This window comes from Mumia sp. zg.B21, assembly GCF_019550855.1.
Classification (GTDB): domain Bacteria; phylum Actinomycetota; class Actinomycetes; order Propionibacteriales; family Nocardioidaceae; genus Mumia.
In genome coordinates, this window is record NZ_JAHWCJ010000001.1 from 546,272 (window position 1) to 563,243 (window position 16,972).

A 16,972-nucleotide genomic window follows, 5' to 3' on the forward strand; every position below is an offset into this window, starting at 1 on the left:
CGTCAGGTCGCGAGGACCTCGGTGACGACGCGCTGGAGCTCGGCACGTCGATGCTGCAGACCGAGCACCTCGCCGCAGTCGTTCATGGTGTCGCGGAAGAGCGCTCCGGAGGTGACGATGTCGCTGTCGATGTGGCCGAAGACCTCCAGGGCCGTCGTGCCGTAGAGGCGCGCCCATGCGCGGACGAAGGACCAGGAGGCCTCGGTGGGGACCTCGGGGGCGAGCCCGGCCCACCGGGAGGCCGAGAGGCCTCCGTCGGACGGTGCGGGCACCTGCCCGGTCTCGGGATAGCCCTGGACGTCCCAGAGCGCGACGACGAGCCGACCGAAGAAGCTGCCGAAGCGGTGGGCCGCGGCGGTGCACTCGGCACCGATGGGTGGAGCGCCGGGCGGAGGCTCGACGTGTCCTCCGAGGAGGTCGGCGCCGAGGTCGACGGACTTGGCGCTGCTCGTGATCGGGTTCGCGAAGGTGAGCCCGAACTCCTGGCGGTGGCGCAGCGACCACTGGCGGAAGGCCGTGGAGCCGGCCACCACCTGCGCGGCGGGGTCTCCCTCGTACGGGGCCGCAGCATCCTCGAGCGTGGCGAGGAGGTCGTCGTAGACCTGCGCGGCGACACGGAGGGTGAGGTCCTCGAGGTTGCTGACGTAGCGGTAGAGCGCCGGTGCGGTCATCCCCATCGTCTGCGCCACCGCCCGGAGCGAGATGTCGTGCGTCTCGACGAGAAGCGTGCGCGCCGTCCGCACGATCTCGTCGAGCGTCGCCTGACGCTGCTGGTCTCGCCGTGTCGGTGGCTTGACGGTCACGTTCTCACCCTGCGTCGTCATGGCCCCCACCTTGGCAGGCCGGTCGGCTGTGTCGTTGACCCCTTGACATCGATGATCATGCTTCAGCATAGTGAACACCGTTAGCAGTGAATCATGTTAACAAACGTGAACACTATTCATCGCGTGATGCAGGGGGAGTCCGATGGAACGGTGGGGGCGCTTCGTCGCACGACGAGCCGGATGGGTGGTCGGCCTGGGGCTGCTCGTGCTGGCGGCAGCCGGCGCATACGGGACAGGGGTGTTCGCCGCCCTCAGCTACGGCGGCTTCGACGACCCCGGGAGCGAGTCCTACCGGGCCTCGGAGCTGATCGACGACTCGGTCGGTCGTCACGGAGCCGACGTCGTCGCGGTCTACGAGAGCGACGAGATGACGGTGGATGCGGCGCCCTTCCGTGCGGCGGTCGCCGAGGTCGTCGAGGGTCTGCCGGACGAGGCCGTCGAGCAGGTGATGGTCTACGGCGCCCCGGGGACCGACGCCCTCGTCTCGGCGGACCGGCACGCCACGAGCGTCGTCATCACGCTCGCCGGCGACGACGAGGACGCCGTGCTCGAGGCGTACGACGAGGTCCGGCCGGCGCTCGACGGGGCTGCGGTCGAGAACGGCACGCTCGACCTCGCCGTCGCGGGGCAGTCGGCGGTCTTCGACGACGTCAGCACGACCGTCTCGCAGGACATCGCCCGGGCGGAGATGCTGTCGATGCCTCTCGTGCTGCTGCTGAGCCTGGTCGTCTTCGGCTCCGTGGTCGCGGCCCTCATGCCGGTCGGGGTCGGCGCCGTCGCGGTGCTCGGTGCGTTCGCCGTGGTCCGGCTGCTCACCACCGTGACCGACGTGTCGGTCTTCGCCCTCAACATCATCACGCTGCTCGGGCTGGGGCTGGCCATCGACTACGCCCTCTTCGTGGTGAGCCGTTTCCGCGAGGAGCTCGCCGTCCGGGACGCGGGCGATCGCGGTCAGGTGCAGGACGCCGTGGGGGCGACGATGCGTACCGCCGGCCGTACGGTGCTCTTCTCCGGCCTCACCGTCGCCGTCGCGATGTCCGCGCTCCTCGTCTTCCCGCAGACCTTCCTGCGCTCGATGGCCTACGGCGGGATGGCGGCCGTCGTGGTCGCGATGGTTGCGGCGCTGACTCTCCTGCCGGCGACCCTCGCGCTGCTCGGTCGGCGGATCGAGGCCGGCGCGATGCCGTGGCGGCGTCGGGCGCGGCGTACCTCCCAGGGGTGGGCACGCTTCGCGCACGCCGTCATGCGGCGACCGGTGGTGAGCCTGGCGCTCGTGACCGGATTCCTCCTCCTGCTCGCGAGCCCGTTCCTCTCGGCGACCTGGGGCGGGGTCGACTACCGAGCGCTGCCGTCGGACGCGCCGTCGAGGATCGCCACCGAGAAGCTCGACACCGACTTCGGGGGACCGAGCAGCAGTGCTGATGTCTTCCTCGCCAGCACCGAGCGGACGGAGGTGGCCTCGTACGCCGCCGACCTGCGCGCCGTGGACGGCGTCACCCAGGTGCGGCCGGTCGCCGAGGGTGGGGGAGGCACGCTCATCGACGTCGACTGGACCGGGACGTCACAGAGTGCTGCCTCGCAGGAGCTTGTCCGCAGCCTCCGGGCCGTCGACGCTCCCGCCGATGCGTACGTCGGAGGGAGGAGCGCGGAGACCGTCGACATGCTCGACGGGATCGCCGACCGCTTGCCGCTGATGGGGAGCCTCATCGTCGTCGCGATGCTCGTGCTGCTGTTCCTCGCCTTCGGGTCGGTGGTGCTGCCCGTCAAGGCGGTGCTGGTCAACATCGTCTCGATCACGGCGGCATTCGGCGTCGTGACGTGGGTGTTCGCCGACGGCAACCTCGAGGGCCTGCTCGGCTACAGCTCGACCGGCTACCTCGACGGGACCCAGCCGATCCTCATGGTCGCGATCCTCTTCGGGCTGTCGATGGACTACGAGATCTTCCTGCTGTCGCGGATCCGCGAGGAGTGGGACGCCACCGGAGACAACGAGGTCGCGGTGACGAGGGGTGTCCAGAAGACGGGCCGCATCATCACCAGCGCCGCGCTGCTGCTCGCGGTGGTGACCGGAGCGTTCGCGACGTCGGGCATCGTGTTCATCAAGATGGTCGGCGTCGGCATGCTCGTGGCGCTGATCGTCGACGCCACCCTGGTCCGCCTTCTGATGGTCCCCGCGACGATGAAGCTCCTCGGCCGGGCGAACTGGTGGGCGCCGGGCCCGTTGCGCCGGTGGTGGGAGCGGCACGGCCTGCGTGAGGGCGGCACGGTCCCCGTGGCGGGAGGCGCCACGGACGACCGTGTGGGCCGTGCCCGCATACTGGCCGAGTGAGGCACAGTGAGCTCTGGGAACGCATGGAGAGGCACCTCGGGGGCGGCTACGCCCAGGTGTGGGCCGACCAGCAGGTGCTGGCCGAGCTCGGAGGGCGGACGGTGTCCGAGGCGCTCGATGCAGGCGACGCACCCAAGACGGTGTGGCGCGCCGTCTGGTCCTCCCTCGGGCTCCCGCCGGCGGAGCGCTGACGCACCGAGACAGAGTCGGGACGTGCTGGCAGACTCGGCAGGCATGGATGCCCCGCTGACTCCCGAGGTCGCCGTCATCGGCGGCACCGGCTTCTACACCTTCCTCGACGACGTCCACGAGGTCGACGTCGACACCCCGTACGGCCTGCCGTCGGGGCCGATCGCCCTCGGCACGGTGCCGACCGAGGACGGCCCGCGCGCGGTCGCGTTCCTCCCGCGGCACGGCCCCGGCCACCGCTACCCGGCGCACGCTGTGCCGTACCGGGCGAACCTCTGGGCGCTGCGCAGCCTCGGCGTGCGCCAGGTGCTGGCGCCGTGCGCGGTCGGCGGGCTGCAGCCCGAGCTGGGGCCGGGCACTCTGGTGGTCCCGGACCAGCTCGTGGACCGGACGACCAACCGCAACCAGACGTTCTACCACTCGGGTGCCGTGCACATCGGGTTCGCCGACCCGTACTGTCCGCGGCTCCGTACGGCGCTCGTCGACGGAGCGCCGGGTGGTGCCGTCGACGGGGGCGCGCTGGTCGTGATCGAGGGTCCGCGGTTCTCGACCCGGGCCGAGTCGCAGTGGTACTCCCGCGAGGGCTGGTCGATCATCGGCATGACCGGGCACCCCGAGGCGGTCCTGGCCCGCGAGCTCGCGCTCTGCTACGCCACGGTCGCGCTCGTCACCGACCTCGACGCCGGGGTGGAGGCGGCGGAGGCGGTGAGCCACCAGGAGGTGCTGCGTGTCTTCGGCGAGCACCTCGACACGCTCCGCGACGCGTTGCGCGGGGTGGTCGGCGCGGTCGGGTCGGACCGTACGTGCGACTGCGCGAGCGCCCTCGACGGTCTCGACCTGCCGATCACGCTGCCGTGAGGGTCCTCGTCACCGGGTCGGCCGGCTTCGTCGGCGGCCACGTGGTGACGGCGCTCGAGCGGGCAGGGCACGACGTCGTCGGCCTCGACCTCCTGCTTCCGCTCGCTCACGGACCGGACGCGAAGGTGCCCGAAGGCACGCGGCTCGGCGACGTACGATCGGCCGCCGACGTCGATGCCGCGCTCGCCGGCGTCGACGTCGTGTGCCACCAGGCCGCGATGGTCGGCAACGGCGTGGATGCCCAGGACATGCCGGGGTACGCCGACCACAACGACCACGGCACCGCGGTCCTGCTCGCGGCGATGGCCCGCGCCGGCGTCGGGCGGCTGGTCTTCGCGTCGTCGATGGTCGTCTACGGAGACGGTCGCTACACGTGTCCCGAGCACGGAGACGTCACGCCGGCGGCACGACGCGCGGTGGACCTCTCCGAGGGCCGGTACGACCCCGGCTGCGGCATCTGCGGGCGCGAGGTGTCGTGGCGGGAGGTCGACGAGTCCGTGCCCTTCGCCCCGCGCAGCACCTACGCCGCCTCGAAGGTCGCGCAGGAGCACTACGTGCAGGCGTGGTGCCTGCTGGCGGGGGCGTCGGCGGTGGCGCTGCGCTACCACAACGTGTACGGGCCAGGGATGCCCGCGGACACGCCGTACGCCGGGGTGGCGGCGATCTTCCGCTCGTCGCTTGCCCGTGGGGAGGCGCCGAGGGTCTTCGAGGACGGAGGCCAGCTCCGCGACTTCGTGCACGTGCGCGACGTGGCCCGCGCCAACGTCGCGGCCGTCGAGCGCGTGGTCGAGCAGGGCCCGGGGCTGCGCGCGTACAACGTGGCGTCAGGGCATCCGACGACGCTCGGCGTGATGGCGCAGGTCCTTGCCGCCGCCGCCGGAGGGCCCGCGCCCGAGCTCACCGGTGACTTCCGCCCGTACGACGTCCGCCACGTCGTCGCCTCGCCGCGGCGAGCGCGCGAGGAGCTGGGGTTCGTGGCGGAGACCAGCCCGGAGGACGGGCTCGCCGAGCTGGCGACCGCGCCGCTGCGAGAGCGCTGACGCCGCCGAGCCGCCCGCCAGACCTCACCACCGCGTCAGGAGCAGGTGCTGGACGGCGAGGGCGGCAACCACCTGAGCGATGACGAACGGCGTACGCAGACGAGGGCTGAGCAGGGCCGGGGCGACGAGCGCCCACAGGGCGAACGGAAGCCAGATCCGCTCGACCTCGGCCTTGCTCATCCCTGAGAGCGTCGCCAGCAGCACGCACGCGAGCCCGCTGATCGCGAGCACCGACACGGCCACCGTCCCGCGATCCGGCCGTGGTCGTGCCACCACCGATCGCCCAGCCTCCGCGAGGCCGGCCCAGCCCGCGAGCCCGATGGTGAAGGTCCAGGCCGCGAGGTTGGCCCACACCCAGTAGCCGTAGGGCCGGTCCGAGGCGACCCCGTCGTAGTAGCGCTCCCTCAGGACCGCGTACCCCTCCCACCAGGCGAAGCCCGCGAGCGTGAACCCGGCGGCGACCGCGACGGCCCCGAGCGCGGCCCAGAGCACGGGCCGCGGCCGGCGTGTGAGAAGGACGACCGCGAGGGCGAGCACGGCGAGGAGGACCAGGCCGTACGACAGGTAGACGCAGGCACCGAGGACGACGCCTGCGGCGACGCCCGACGCGATCTCGACGCCCGTGCGTCTCGTGGTGAGCGAGACCGCGAGCAGGGCGAGACCCCAGGCGGCGACGGCCATGAAGACGGCGTCGGCGCTCACCCCGACCCAGACCGCGGCCGGCGCCAGCACCCACCAGATGCCCGCCCGCCGGGCCCAGTCCTCACCCGCGACGCGGCGTACGACGACGGCCGCAGCGACGAAGGCCGTGCAGCCGAGCGTGAGGACCGTCATCGCGATGGTGACCGGATCGGTGATGCCGAGCCGGTCGATGCCGACGAACATCAGGAGCGCGCCGGGAGGGTGACCGGCGACGTGGATGCCCCAGTTGTCGGCGGCATCGACCGGGATGCGGTCGACGAACCCGGCGAGCATGGCGCTCACGTCCGTGACGGCCTGCGCGTCGGCGACGTACTCGCCGCGACGGGCGAAGACGGCGCCGAGGCCGTCCTCGCCGTCGACGAGGGCAAGGGCGACGGTCCAGCTCCAGGCCGCGACGAACAGCGCGCCGAGATAGACGGGCCAGCGCAGGGCCGACACGCGCGGCCACGCGAGGAGGACGACCAGTGCGACGGCGAGTGGGAGCCATGACGTCGCGGTGAGCCGTGGCATCCAGTTCGCGTGAAGGGGCGGGAAGCGGGGGAGACCCGAGATCCCGTTGTGCACGAACGTGCCCGTCACGGCCGGCCAGAGCATCGCTGCGGCGACGAGCACGAGCCCTGTCGCGGCGCCCGCGAGGGCGGTTCGGCTCCGGCTGTCGGGGCGACTGGTCATCTGGACACCGTAGGCGTTGGCGCAGGCCTCGGGCACGGTGCGCGGGCGCGGCTGACGCAGTCGTCGACCCGGACGGATCGGACATCTCGCCCTAGGGTCGGACCATGACGGATGCGCGCGTGTGCGACCTCGTGGTGCCGTGCCGCGACGAGGCGCGGGCGCTCCCGGAGGCGCTCGCCCACGTGCCGGAGCGGTTCTCGGTGATCGTCGTCGACAACGGCTCGCGTGACGGCACGGCAGAGGTGGCGCGGGAGCTGGGCGCTCGTGTCGTCCACGAGGCCGTCGCGGGGTACGGGGCCGCCGTCGACGCGGGGGTTCGCGCGTCGCGTGCGCCGTACGTCGCTGTGATGGACGGCGACGGCTCGATGGACGCCGCCGACCTGGACCCGCTGCTCGACGCGGTGCTCGCCGGGCGGGCGACGATGGCGCTCGGGCGACGTCGACCCGTCTCCTCAGGTGTCTGGCCGTGGCACGCGCGGGCCGGTACGACACTGCTCGCTGCCTGGATCCGCCGATCCACCGGGCTCGCGCTGCACGACCTGGCGCCGATGCGGGTGTGCCCCCGCGAGGACCTGGTGGCGCTCGACCTGCGGGACCGGCGGTTCGGCTACCCGCTGGAGCTCATGCTGGGGGCGGCTCGCGCCGGCTGGACGGTGGAGGAGCACGACATCGCCTACCGCGCGCGTGCGGCCGGGACGCGGTCGAAGGTCAGCGGGTCGGTGCGGGGGACGGTGCGGACCGCGCTCGACTTCGCGAAGGTCATGAGATGACCGCGCCGACGCTGCTGGTGGTCGCGAAGGCGCCGGAGCCAGGGCTCGCGAAGACCCGCCTGGCCGGACGGACCGGAGCCGACGTCGCGGCGCGGTTCGCGGCGGCCGCCTTCCTGGACACGCTGGAGACCGTGTCGGTGCTCGGCTGGCCGGTGGTGGTCGCCCTCACGGGCGACCTCACCCGTGCTGCCCGCGGTGACGACCTCCGTGCCGCGTGCGCGCCGCACCGGGTGGTCGCCCAGCGGGGGACCACCTTCGGCCAGCGCCTGGTCAACGCTCACGAGGACGCCGACGCAGGCGCCGGGGTCGTCCAGATCGGCACGGACACCCCGCAGGCGACGACCGCCGACCTCATCGCTGTCGCGGACGGTCTGCAGTCCCACGAGGCCGTGCTCGGCCCCGCCGCCGACGGGGGCTGGTGGGCGCTCGGGGTCCGGTCACCGCGCTGGGCTCGGCCCCTCAGCGACGTCGCGATGTCGCGATCCGACACCGGCGCCCGGACGTACGCGGCCCTGACGGCGGCAGGCGCGCGGGTCGGTGACGCGCCGGTCCTCGCAGACGTCGACACGTGGGAGGACGCGCTGGCCCTCGTACGCACCGCCCCGAGGAGCAGGGCCGGGCGCGTGATCGCCGAGCTCGTCGCTGGTGGGGTGTCATGACCCTCTCCGAGGAGCGCCCAGTGACGGTACGGCCGCCGATGTCGTCGGGGGCGGTCGTGGACGCCGCCTTCCGCGGGGCGGCGGTCGAGATGGTCACCGCTCGTGGGACGGTCCTCTCGCTCCCGGTCGCTCGGTGGCGGGGTGAGGCGACCGAGTCCGACCGGCAGCTGTTCGTCGACCGGTGTGACGGGCCGACCCTCGACGTGGGCTGCGGGCCCGGCCGGCTCGCCGGGGCGCTCACCGGACGCGGGGTGCACGCGCTGGGTCTCGACATCTCCGCGGAGGCGGTTCGCCAGGCACGCGGGCGTGGGGCGGCTGCGGTGCGCGGGGACGTGTTCGGCAGCGTCCCCGCGGCAGGGAGATGGCGGCACGCCCTGCTGGCCGACGGCAACATCGGCATCGGCGGGGACCCCGTCCGGCTGCTTCGGCGCGTGAGCGAGCTGGTCGGAGCCGGGGGCAGCGTGCTGGCCGAGGTCGAGTCACCCGGGGTCGGAGTCCGGAGCCACCACGTCCGTCTTCGTGCGGGTGGCCGCGAGAGCGCCCCGTTCGCCTGGGCGCGGGTCGGGGTCGACGGGATCGGCGCCGTGGCGCGCAGGGCGGGTCTGGTGTGGTGCGGTCTGCGCCTGCACGGGGGCCGGCGAGTCGCGGAGTTCGCGGTCGAGGAGTGAGCGGCCGCCGTCCCGCTGCTGCTGGTCAAGCTGGCCACCTGCGACGGCGATCGCCGCGGGAGATAGTGGGGACAAGGCCGCGACGCGGCTATCGACCACCGAGGAGTCACATGGATCTCAAGCAGCTGGCCAAGGAAACGTTCGACCGGATCGCGCACGGCGTCGCCGGAAGCACCGACCCCGCGATCCCCGGAGCACCGGGGCCGGAGCCCGCCAGTCTCGCTGAGCCCACAGAGCCGAGGCCACCGTTGCCGCCCAAGGCCGACCAGAGCGCCCCGGCGACCCGCACCGCCACCGGCGTGGAGACCGGCGCACCCGTGACCGCCCGGTCGCAGCAGGAGACCTACCTGACGACGTCGACCGGTGTCCGCCTTCGTGACACCGACCACTCCCTCAAGGCAGGGGAGCGGGGCCCGACGCTGCTCCAGGATCACCACCTGCGGGAGAAGATCACGCACTTCGACCACGAGCGCATCCCCGAGCGCGTGGTGCACGCCCGCGGTGCCGGCGCGCACGGCGTGTTCGTGGGCTACGGCACCGCCGACGCGGTGTGCAAGGCAGGGTTCCTGCGCGAGGGCGTCGAGACACCCACGTTCGTACGCTTCTCGACCGTGCTCGGCTCGCGCGGCTCGGCGGACACGGTCCGTGACACGCGAGGCTTCGCGACCAAGTTCTACACCGACGAGGGCAACTTCGACCTCGTCGGCAACAACATCCCGGTGTTCTTCATCCAGGACGGCATCAAGTTCCCCGACGTCATCCACGCCGGCAAGCCGCACCCCGACCGGGAGATCCCCCAGGCGCAGAGCGCCCACGACACCTTCTGGGACTTCGTCTCGCTGCACACCGAGGCGCAGCACCACACCATGTGGAACATGTCCGACCGTGGCATCCCGCGCTCCTACCGGATGATGGAGGGCTTCGGGATCCACACCTTCCGCGTGGAGAACGCGGCGGGGGAGACCTCGCTGGTGAAGTTCCACTGGAAGCCGCGTCTCGGCGTGCACTCGCTGACGTGGGAAGAGGCGCAGATGATCGGTGGCATCGACCCCGACTTCCACCGCCGTGACCTCTATGACGCGATCGAGGCCGGGGCGTATCCCGCCTGGGAGCTGGGCCTGCAGGTCTTCCCGGACAACCCCGAGCAGGTCTTCGAGGGGATCGACCTCCTCGATCCGACCAAGATCGTGCCCGAGGAGCTGGCGCCGGTGCAGCCGGTCGGCCTGATGGTGCTGACCGCGAACCCGACCAACTTCTTCGCCGAGACCGAGCAGGTCGCGTTCCACGTCGGCCACCTGGTGCCCGGCATCGACGCGACCGACGACCCGCTGGTGCAGGCGCGGCTGTTCTCGTACGTCGACACGCAGCTGACTCGGCTCGGTGGGCCGAACTTCAACCAGCTCCCCGTCAACCGGCCGCACACCGAGGTCAACGACATGTTCCGCGACGGCTTCCACCAGCACGCGGTGCACGCGGGCGTGGCGCCGTACAAGCCGAACTCGCTCGACGGCGGGTGTCCGTTCCACGCGGGTGCCGACGTCGAGGGCTCGTTCGAGCACCTCGCGGTGCGGGTGGCCGAGGGCACCAAGGTGCGCGCCCAGCCCGCGTCGTACGACGACCACTACAGCCAGGTGCGGCTGTTCTGGAAGAGCATGACGCCGGTGGAGCAGGAGCACATCATCCGTGCCTACACCTTCGAGCTCGGCAAGTGCTACGAGCAGGCGATCAAGGAACGCCAGCTGCAGTGCCTGGCCAACATCGACCCGGTGCTCTGCCAGGAGGTCGCGACCGGCCTCGGGCTGCCGGCGCCGTCGCCGACGGTCGAGCTGATCGAGCCCGTCACGAGTCCTGCGCTGTCGCAGGTGGGCGAGCCGTGGCCGGCCGACGGCCGGATGGTCGGCATCGTGGTCGATCCCCAGGGTGACCTCTCCGGTGTCGAGGAGGTTCGTACGGCGATCTTCACGGCCGGCATGGTGCCGCTGGTGATCGCGCCGCACGGCGGGATGATCGGTGACGGCATCGCCGTGCAGCGTACGTTCGCGACCGCTCGGTCCGTGGAGTTCGACGCCGTCCTGGTCGCCGGAGCCCCGGTGCCGGCCCCGGACGCCCTGCCGAACCGCGACGAGAAGGCGGGCGCGGCCGACACGGTCACCATCGATCCGCGCGTCGTGCTGCTGGTCGAAGAGTGCTTCCGGCACGCGAAGGTCATCGGTGCCTGGGGCGCCGGTACGGCCGTGCTCGACGCCGCCGGCTACGTCGGCGGACCGGGCATCGTCCGGGGTGAGAGCGGCGCCGAGGTGCTCGGCCAGGTCCAGGAGGACATGGCTATGCACCGGGTGTGGGAGCGGTTCGCCGTCTCCGTCTGACCTGTCTGAACCGACGTCGGCCCCCGGCCGTGACGCTGAGCCGTGCTGCTCAGCAACTCACGGACGGGGGCCGACGTGTCGGTGCCGGAGGGTGCGGCTCGGTGGCGAAGACATCCCCAGCGCGGTCGACACGCGACACTCGGCGTGTCGGTAGTCGCATCGAACACGTGTTCGGACTAGAGTCGTCCCCAGGTCGACGAGCAGGCCCGGATTCCACAGCACACGTGCGAGACGCACGAAGTGTCGGTGCCGGCCCCTAACGTCGTAGATGACCGGCGGATACGAGAGACAAGGGACCACGCTGATGGCTGCTGACCCGGGCAAGGGAGCACCGAAGGACCGCGACAAGGCACTCGACACGGCAATGGCCCAGATCGAGCGTTCGCACGGCAAGGGATCGGTGATGCGCCTCGGCGAGCGTGGCAAGATCCCGATCGAGGTCATCCCCACCGGGGCGACCTCGTTGGACATCGCCCTCGGCATCGGCGGGCTCCCGCGCGGCCGGATCGTCGAGATCTACGGCCCAGAGTCCTCCGGCAAGACGACCGTCGCCCTCCACGCGGTGGCCAACGCACAACGCGCCGGTGGCATCGCGGCGTTCATCGACGCGGAGCACGCGCTCGATCCCGACTACGCCAAGGCCCTCGGTGTCGACACCGACGCCCTCCTCGTGTCCCAGCCGGACTCCGGAGAGCAGGCGCTCGAGATCGCCGACATGCTGATCCGTTCCGGTGCGCTCGACATCATCGTCATCGACTCCGTCGCCGCTCTGGTGCCACGCGCCGAGATCGAGGGCGAGATGGGTGACAGCCACGTCGGTCTGCAGGCTCGACTGATGAGCCAGGCGCTGCGCAAGCTGACCGGCGCGCTCCATGGTGCCGGCACGACCGCGATCTTCATCAACCAGCTCCGCGAGAAGATCGGCGTCATGTTCGGCTCGCCCGAGACCACGACGGGCGGCAAGGCGCTCAAGTTCTACGCCTCGGTCCGTCTCGACGTGCGACGGATCGAGACGCTCAAGGACGGCACCGACATGGTCGGCAACCGCACCCGCTGCAAGGTCGTCAAGAACAAGATGGCCCCGCCGTTCAAGCAGGCCGAGTTCGACATCATGTACGGCCAGGGCATCAGCCGAGAGGGCAGCCTCCTCGACGTCGGCGTCGATGCAGGCTTCGTCCGCAAGGCCGGCGCTTGGTACACGTACGAGGGCGACCAGCTCGGCCAGGGCAAGGAAAACGCGCGCAGCTTCTTGCGTGACAACCCCGACCTCGCCAACGAGCTCGAGAAGCGGATCATGGAGCACCTCGGCATCGGAGCCACGGTGGACGAGCCGACCGACGCCGTGGCCGCTGACGCCGTGGTCGCCGGTGCGGCCGCGGGGACGCGTGCAGGTGCTGCGGGCAAGTCAGCCAAGGCCGGCAAGGCTGCGGTCGACTTCTGAGCATGGCGCGCACGCAGCGCTCGGGATCCTGGGGCCGCCGGGATCCCGAGCCGGACGCCGACCGGGACCTCGGTCCGGAGCCCGACCACGAGGCCGTGGCACGCAAGATCCTCCTGGACCGGTTGGCTGAACGTCCGCGATCCCGAGCGGAGCTGGCCGCGCAGCTCGTGCGGCGCAACGTTCCTGACGAGATCGCCGAGAGGATGCTCGACCGGTTCGAGCAGGTCGGGCTCGTCGACGACGAGGAGTTCGCCCAGCTGTGGGTGCGCTCCCGGCAGCAGTCGCGTGGCCTCGCGGGACGGGCGTTGGCGCTCGAGCTCCGGCGCAAGGGGATCGACGACGAGATCGTGCGCGACACGATCGACACCCTCGACCCGGAGTCGGAGGAGGACGCCGCCCGTGCCGTCGTCCGCAAAAAACTCCGCTCCATGCGCAATCTCGACGAGCAGGTCAAGGTGCGACGACTTGTCGGTGCGCTCGGCCGCAAAGGCTATGGCCCCGGCATCGCCTACCGGATCGTCCGTGAGGAGGTCGGCGCGGCCGACGACTCGATGGAGGCCGAGGGCTGGCAGGACGGCCCCTGACACGTCGGACGGCCACCCGCCGACGTGTCAGCATGGAGCGGTGCGCACTGCCGTCGTCGGTGTATCGCTGGTCCTGCTCCTCGCCGCGTGCAGTGCGAGGGAGGCCGACGACGAACCGTCCTCGCCAGGCCCCGCGCCTGCGACCTCGAGCGGTCCGTCAGCGGGGAGCTCGTCGCCGGCGAAGCCTCCGGGAGTAGCCCCGAGGGATACCGGCTCGCCCGGTGGCCCGGGTGAGCCGGGCACGGACGCCCCGTCCCCGGGAGAGCCGCCGAAGCCGGACGCGCCGACGGCCGACGGATCGGCGATGCGGGCGGCCATCCGGCATCTCGCCGTCCGGGTCGGCCCGCGCGAAGCCACCACTGCGGCCTTCCGCCAGGCAGCAGGCTGGTTCGGCGGGGAGATGCGGCGGCTTGGCTACACCGTGACGGAGGAATCGTTCGCCGTACCCGCTGGAGACTCGTGGGGGACGCCGGTGAGTGCGGGCGACTCCGTCAACGTGATCGCCGATCCGCCGGGCTTCGACGCCTCGCAGCCGCACCTGGTCGTCGGCGCCCATCTCGACACCATCGCGGTGTCGCCGGGGGCCGAGGACAACGCGACCGGCGTGGCCGTCGTGCGTGAGCTCGCCCGCTTGGCGAGTGCGTACGGTACGAGGCTCCCCGTGCGGCTCGTCGCCTTCGGGGCCGAGGAGCCACGCGGTCCGGGTGACAGCCTGCACCACTTCGGGTCTCGGCACCGCGTCGCCGCGATGAGCGGCCCCGAACGCGCTGCAGTGCGGGCCATGGTCTCGCTCGACCGCGTGGGAGTCCGGGGTCGGACGGTGCCGGTCTGCGACGGCGGGACGAGCAACGGTCGCGTCGTCCGCTCGCTGGTCGCCGCGGCCGGCGGGATCCCGACGAGCACGTGCGAGGACCGCGCCAGCGACCACTGGTCGTACGAGAAGGCCGATGTCCCGGCCGCCCGGCTCGGAAGCATCCCGTATGCCGGATACCACTCCGCCGACGACCGCTCGGGCGTGGTGGACGATCGGCAGCTCCGCCGAGTCGCGACGATCGTCTGGCGCTGGATGCGATGAGGAGAGGTCAGGGCAGGGCGTAGGGACCGGTGCTGGTCTCCCACGCGGTCCTGAGGACGGTCTGCCCCCTCGCGCCCTGGACCGGGCGCGGCGTGAAGTCGTCGTCGATCACGTACGGCACCAGCTCGATGCCCTTGAGCTCGCCGTCCCACAGCACGAGCTCGAGGACCGCGCCCTCGCGGGTCCGCCGCTGGACGTCCATGTCGAACACGAAGTTGCCGAGCGAGTGCACCACCAGCGTGTCACCGACCTGCTCGAGTCCTTGGAGCCAGTGCGGATGACCGCCCACCACGACGTCGGCGCCCGCCTGAGCGACCACGCGCGCGACGCGGCGCTGGGACGGCTCCGGCAGGTTGGTGTATTGAGTGCCCCAGTGGGTCAGCACGACCACCGTGTCGACCCGCGCGGTCAGCGAGCGGGTCTGAGCCTCGAGTCGTGCCAGTCGTCGCTCGTCCATCGGTCCGGTGCGGGGAGGCATGTCCAGTCGGCTCGTGCCCGGGCTGGTTGCGGTGGCAGCGGGCGTCTCGCCGATCGAGTCGACGGCGAGGAACCCGACTGACGTGTCGCCCCGCTCGATGATCACTGGGCGCTCCGCCTCCGTGCGGTCACGACCGGCGCCGACGTACGGGAGACCACTGGAGCGCAGTCGGGCGAAGGTGTCGAGCATGGCGCGCTCGCCGAAGTCGCCGAGGTGGTTGTTGGCGAGGCTGACGAGGTCGAACCCCGCCGCCCGTAGGCCTCGTCGCACCGACGGATCGCCGCCGAAGGAGTCACCGCCCTGGGTGGGCGAGCCACGCCGTGACAACGTCGACTCCAGGTTCCCCACCGTGATGTCGGCACCCGCGAGGCGGCTTGCAAGCCGTCGGAACACGGCCGTGGGGTCGTCGGCCCGCCGGAGGAAGGACCCCACTCGTCGTCCGAGCATGATGTCACCCGTGATCGCGACGGTGACGACCTCGGGCTCGGGTGCGGGGGAGGCCTGCGGGGTCGTCAACGGATACGCCGCGGGGTGCCGGATCGGGTCCTTGCTCTCGACACGCACCGTGCGCACCGTCTCGTCGACGACGGACGCGGAGACGTAGCCGACGGCATCCGGGTCGAGGCGGACCGCAGCGACGACGGCGGCAGCATCGGCGAGACGGTCGGCCGCCGGGACGTCGGAGCGGTCGGTGACCAGTCGGAGCTCGGAGGGCGGGCCGATGCTGAGGAGCCGTAGTGCGCCCTCGTGAGTGAGGACGCGCAGGGGAGAGTGGTGATGGGTGACGAAGACCGGCGCGGCACCGGTCTCGGCCCGGGGCGAGGGCGCGGCGGACGTCGGTCGGTCCCGAGTCGGCGACTGCGCCGGCTCCGGAGCAGGTTCGGTCGTGCACCCGACGGCGAGCAGGAGCACTGAGAGGGTCGACGCGGTGCGTCCCATGTCCTGAGGGTACGGCGGCGTCGTACCCTCAGGGCCATGTCCGACGCCGGATCACGCGGGATCGCCTTCCGCGCCATGCGCGAGCCGGATCTGGCGATGCTGGTCGGCTGGAGGAGTGCCCCTCACGTGCTCGCGTGGTTCCGTGATCCGCCGAAGGACGTCGATGAGGCGCGCGCACGGTACGCCGAGCGGCTCGCCGGAGAGCACCCGACATGCATGTGGGTGGTCGAGGTCGAGGGTGAGCCGGTCGGCTATGTCCAGGACTTCCCGGTCGCCTCCGACGACGACCTGGCCGTTCGGGTGCAGCTGCCGGGGGCCGTCGGGTTCGACTACCTGATCGGGCGCCCGGACCTGATCGGCGCCGGGCTGGGCACGCGGATGGTCGCGGCATACCTGACGGACGTCCTGCTGGCGGCCTACCCCGATGCGCCGTGGTTCGTCGCGTGCCCGGATGCGCGCAACGCCGCGTCTCTCAGGGTGCTCGGCAAGCTCGGATTCGAGCAGCGTCAGTGGATCCAGATGCCGGGGGAGGACTACGCCGACATCGTCTGCCGCCTCGCTCGCGACGGTGTCCACCGATTGTTACCGACGAGTAACCAATCCTGCTAGGGTGCCACTCGTGAACTCGACCCTCGCGATGTACGAGCGCCTGACGACCCTGCCTCTCGGTGGCCGCCTGTTCGACCTGGCGTTCAGTCTGAAGGCCCCGTACTTCCGGACCGTCCGCCCACGGATCCGCCAGATGAGGCCGCACCGAGCGGAGCTCGTGCTCCCGAAGCGGTGGGCCGTCAAGAACCACATCGGCACGGTCCACGCGATCGCCGTCTGCAACGGCCTCGAGGCCGCGATGGGCCTGCTGGCCGAGGCCACGGTCCCCGACGGCTATCGGTGGCTGCCCAAGGGCATGGACGTCTCCTATCTGGCGAAGTCGACGTCCGACCTGGTCTGCGTCGCCGAGACGACCGCGGAGGACTGGGCGAAGGCCCCTGAGGTCGACGTGACCGTCCATGCCACGCGTGACGACGGCACGCGCGTCGTCGAGGGCACCATCCACCTCTGGGTCACCCCGACGCGATGACGAGCCAGATCAACGCCTTCAGCACGCTGTCCGTACGCCGGGTCGACGGCAGCCGTGAGCTGCACGAGTACGCCCGGATCCTCGGGCTGCGCGGTGGCTACCTGTTCCTGGAGGAGGGCGTGCTGACCGACCGGTCGGGCAACGGGATCCGTACGGCTGCGGTCCACGGGATCCCGCTCGCGGAGGTCGCCGCCGTCGACGTGGAGACCCACGCCGGCGACGACGAGAACAGCGAGACCACGATCGGGTTGGAGTCCGCGGGGATGCTCAACTTCGACGGCAGCGTCTACGTCCGCTGAC

At 71.7% G+C, this 16,972-nt stretch carries 17 protein-coding genes; 14 read left to right on the forward strand and 3 right to left on the reverse strand.

From position 1 onward, the window contains the following. Nucleotides 1-2: 2 nt before the first annotated feature. Nucleotides 3-824, reverse strand: a complete 822-nt coding sequence (locus tag KV100_RS02750; protein ID WP_220341371.1) for a TetR/AcrR family transcriptional regulator — start codon at nucleotides 822-824, stop codon at nucleotides 3-5. A gap of 142 nt (nucleotides 825-966) precedes the next feature. On the opposite strand from KV100_RS02750, the gene KV100_RS02755 reads away from it, so the two are divergent. From KV100_RS02755 to KV100_RS02770, 4 genes are read left to right on the forward strand one after another with little or no spacing between them, the layout of a single operon-like run. Then, nucleotides 967-3,153 carry an MMPL family transporter gene (locus tag KV100_RS02755; protein ID WP_220341372.1) on the forward strand — a complete coding sequence of 729 codons (2,187 nt, stop codon included), beginning with the start codon at nucleotides 967-969 and terminating at the stop codon, nucleotides 3,151-3,153. Beyond that, a complete protein-coding gene (locus KV100_RS02760; RefSeq protein ID WP_220341373.1) occupies nucleotides 3,150-3,344 on the forward strand; it encodes a DUF3046 domain-containing protein in 195 nt (64 codons plus the stop codon). Before KV100_RS02755 ends, KV100_RS02760 begins: the two co-directional genes overlap by 4 nt. A gap of 22 nt (nucleotides 3,345-3,366) precedes the next feature. After that, the gene (locus KV100_RS02765; RefSeq protein WP_308290356.1) at nucleotides 3,367-4,200 is read left to right on the forward strand and encodes an S-methyl-5'-thioadenosine phosphorylase; all 834 of its coding nucleotides are present in this window, start codon (nucleotides 3,367-3,369) and stop codon (nucleotides 4,198-4,200) included. Then, nucleotides 4,197-5,240 carry an NAD-dependent epimerase/dehydratase family protein gene (locus tag KV100_RS02770; RefSeq protein ID WP_220341374.1) on the forward strand — a complete coding sequence of 348 codons (1,044 nt, stop codon included), beginning with the start codon at nucleotides 4,197-4,199 and terminating at the stop codon, nucleotides 5,238-5,240. The genes KV100_RS02765 and KV100_RS02770 overlap by 4 nt, the downstream gene beginning before the upstream one ends. A 24-nt stretch (nucleotides 5,241-5,264) precedes the next feature. Here the strand turns inward: KV100_RS02770 and KV100_RS02775 are convergent, their stop codons facing one another. Then, nucleotides 5,265-6,614, reverse strand: a complete 1,350-nt coding sequence (locus tag KV100_RS02775; protein WP_220341375.1) for a hypothetical protein — start codon at nucleotides 6,612-6,614, stop codon at nucleotides 5,265-5,267. Between the two features lie 104 nt (nucleotides 6,615-6,718). Here KV100_RS02775 and KV100_RS02780 point away from each other — a divergent pair, with 104 nt between their 5' ends. The 7 genes from KV100_RS02780 (at nucleotide 6,719) to KV100_RS02810 (ending at nucleotide 14,177) form a co-directional block, all read left to right on the forward strand. Further along, the gene (locus tag KV100_RS02780) at nucleotides 6,719-7,384 is read left to right on the forward strand and encodes a glycosyltransferase family 2 protein (protein ID WP_220341376.1); all 666 of its coding nucleotides are present in this window, start codon (nucleotides 6,719-6,721) and stop codon (nucleotides 7,382-7,384) included. Next, nucleotides 7,381-8,043, forward strand: a complete 663-nt coding sequence (locus tag KV100_RS02785; protein WP_220341377.1) for a DUF2064 domain-containing protein — start codon at nucleotides 7,381-7,383, stop codon at nucleotides 8,041-8,043. Before KV100_RS02780 ends, KV100_RS02785 begins: the two co-directional genes overlap by 4 nt. A gap of 20 nt (nucleotides 8,044-8,063) precedes the next feature. After that, nucleotides 8,064-8,711, forward strand: coding sequence for a class I SAM-dependent methyltransferase (locus tag KV100_RS02790; protein ID WP_220341378.1), 648 nt, complete (start codon nucleotides 8,064-8,066; stop codon nucleotides 8,709-8,711). Between the two features lie 110 nt (nucleotides 8,712-8,821). Next, entirely contained in the window at nucleotides 8,822-11,077 is a 2,256-nt protein-coding gene (locus tag KV100_RS02795; protein ID WP_220341379.1) for a catalase, read from the forward strand. A 304-nt stretch (nucleotides 11,078-11,381) separates the two neighbouring features. Then, nucleotides 11,382-12,518 carry a recombinase RecA gene (recA, locus tag KV100_RS02800; protein WP_220341380.1) on the forward strand — a complete coding sequence of 379 codons (1,137 nt, stop codon included), beginning with the start codon at nucleotides 11,382-11,384 and terminating at the stop codon, nucleotides 12,516-12,518. Nucleotides 12,519-12,520: 2 nt separating this feature from the next. After that, the gene (locus KV100_RS02805; protein ID WP_220341381.1) at nucleotides 12,521-13,102 is read left to right on the forward strand and encodes a regulatory protein RecX; all 582 of its coding nucleotides are present in this window, start codon (nucleotides 12,521-12,523) and stop codon (nucleotides 13,100-13,102) included. Between the two features lie 304 nt (nucleotides 13,103-13,406). Next, nucleotides 13,407-14,177 carry a M28 family metallopeptidase gene (locus tag KV100_RS02810; RefSeq protein ID WP_220341382.1) on the forward strand — a complete coding sequence of 257 codons (771 nt, stop codon included), beginning with the start codon at nucleotides 13,407-13,409 and terminating at the stop codon, nucleotides 14,175-14,177. A gap of 7 nt (nucleotides 14,178-14,184) precedes the next feature. On the opposite strand, the gene KV100_RS02815 is transcribed toward KV100_RS02810, so the two are convergent. Then, nucleotides 14,185-15,594: a CapA family protein gene (locus KV100_RS02815; RefSeq protein WP_220341383.1), complete on the reverse strand. Its 1,410-nt coding sequence runs from the start codon at nucleotides 15,592-15,594 to the stop codon at nucleotides 14,185-14,187. Between the two features lie 36 nt (nucleotides 15,595-15,630). Between KV100_RS02815 and KV100_RS02820 the strand changes: the two genes are divergently transcribed. The 3 genes from KV100_RS02820 to KV100_RS02830 are packed head-to-tail and all read left to right on the forward strand — an operon-like array spanning nucleotide 15,631 to nucleotide 16,971. Further along, complete coding sequence (locus KV100_RS02820) at nucleotides 15,631-16,203, forward strand: GNAT family N-acetyltransferase (protein ID WP_220341384.1); 573 nt, start codon at nucleotides 15,631-15,633, stop codon at nucleotides 16,201-16,203. A 10-nt stretch (nucleotides 16,204-16,213) separates the two neighbouring features. Further along, a complete protein-coding gene (locus tag KV100_RS02825) occupies nucleotides 16,214-16,672 on the forward strand; it encodes a hotdog fold domain-containing protein (RefSeq protein WP_308289353.1) in 459 nt (152 codons plus the stop codon). Next, nucleotides 16,669-16,971: a hypothetical protein gene (locus tag KV100_RS02830; RefSeq protein WP_220341385.1), complete on the forward strand. Its 303-nt coding sequence runs from the start codon at nucleotides 16,669-16,671 to the stop codon at nucleotides 16,969-16,971. Before KV100_RS02825 ends, KV100_RS02830 begins: the two co-directional genes overlap by 4 nt. Nucleotide 16,972 lies beyond the last annotated feature (1 nt).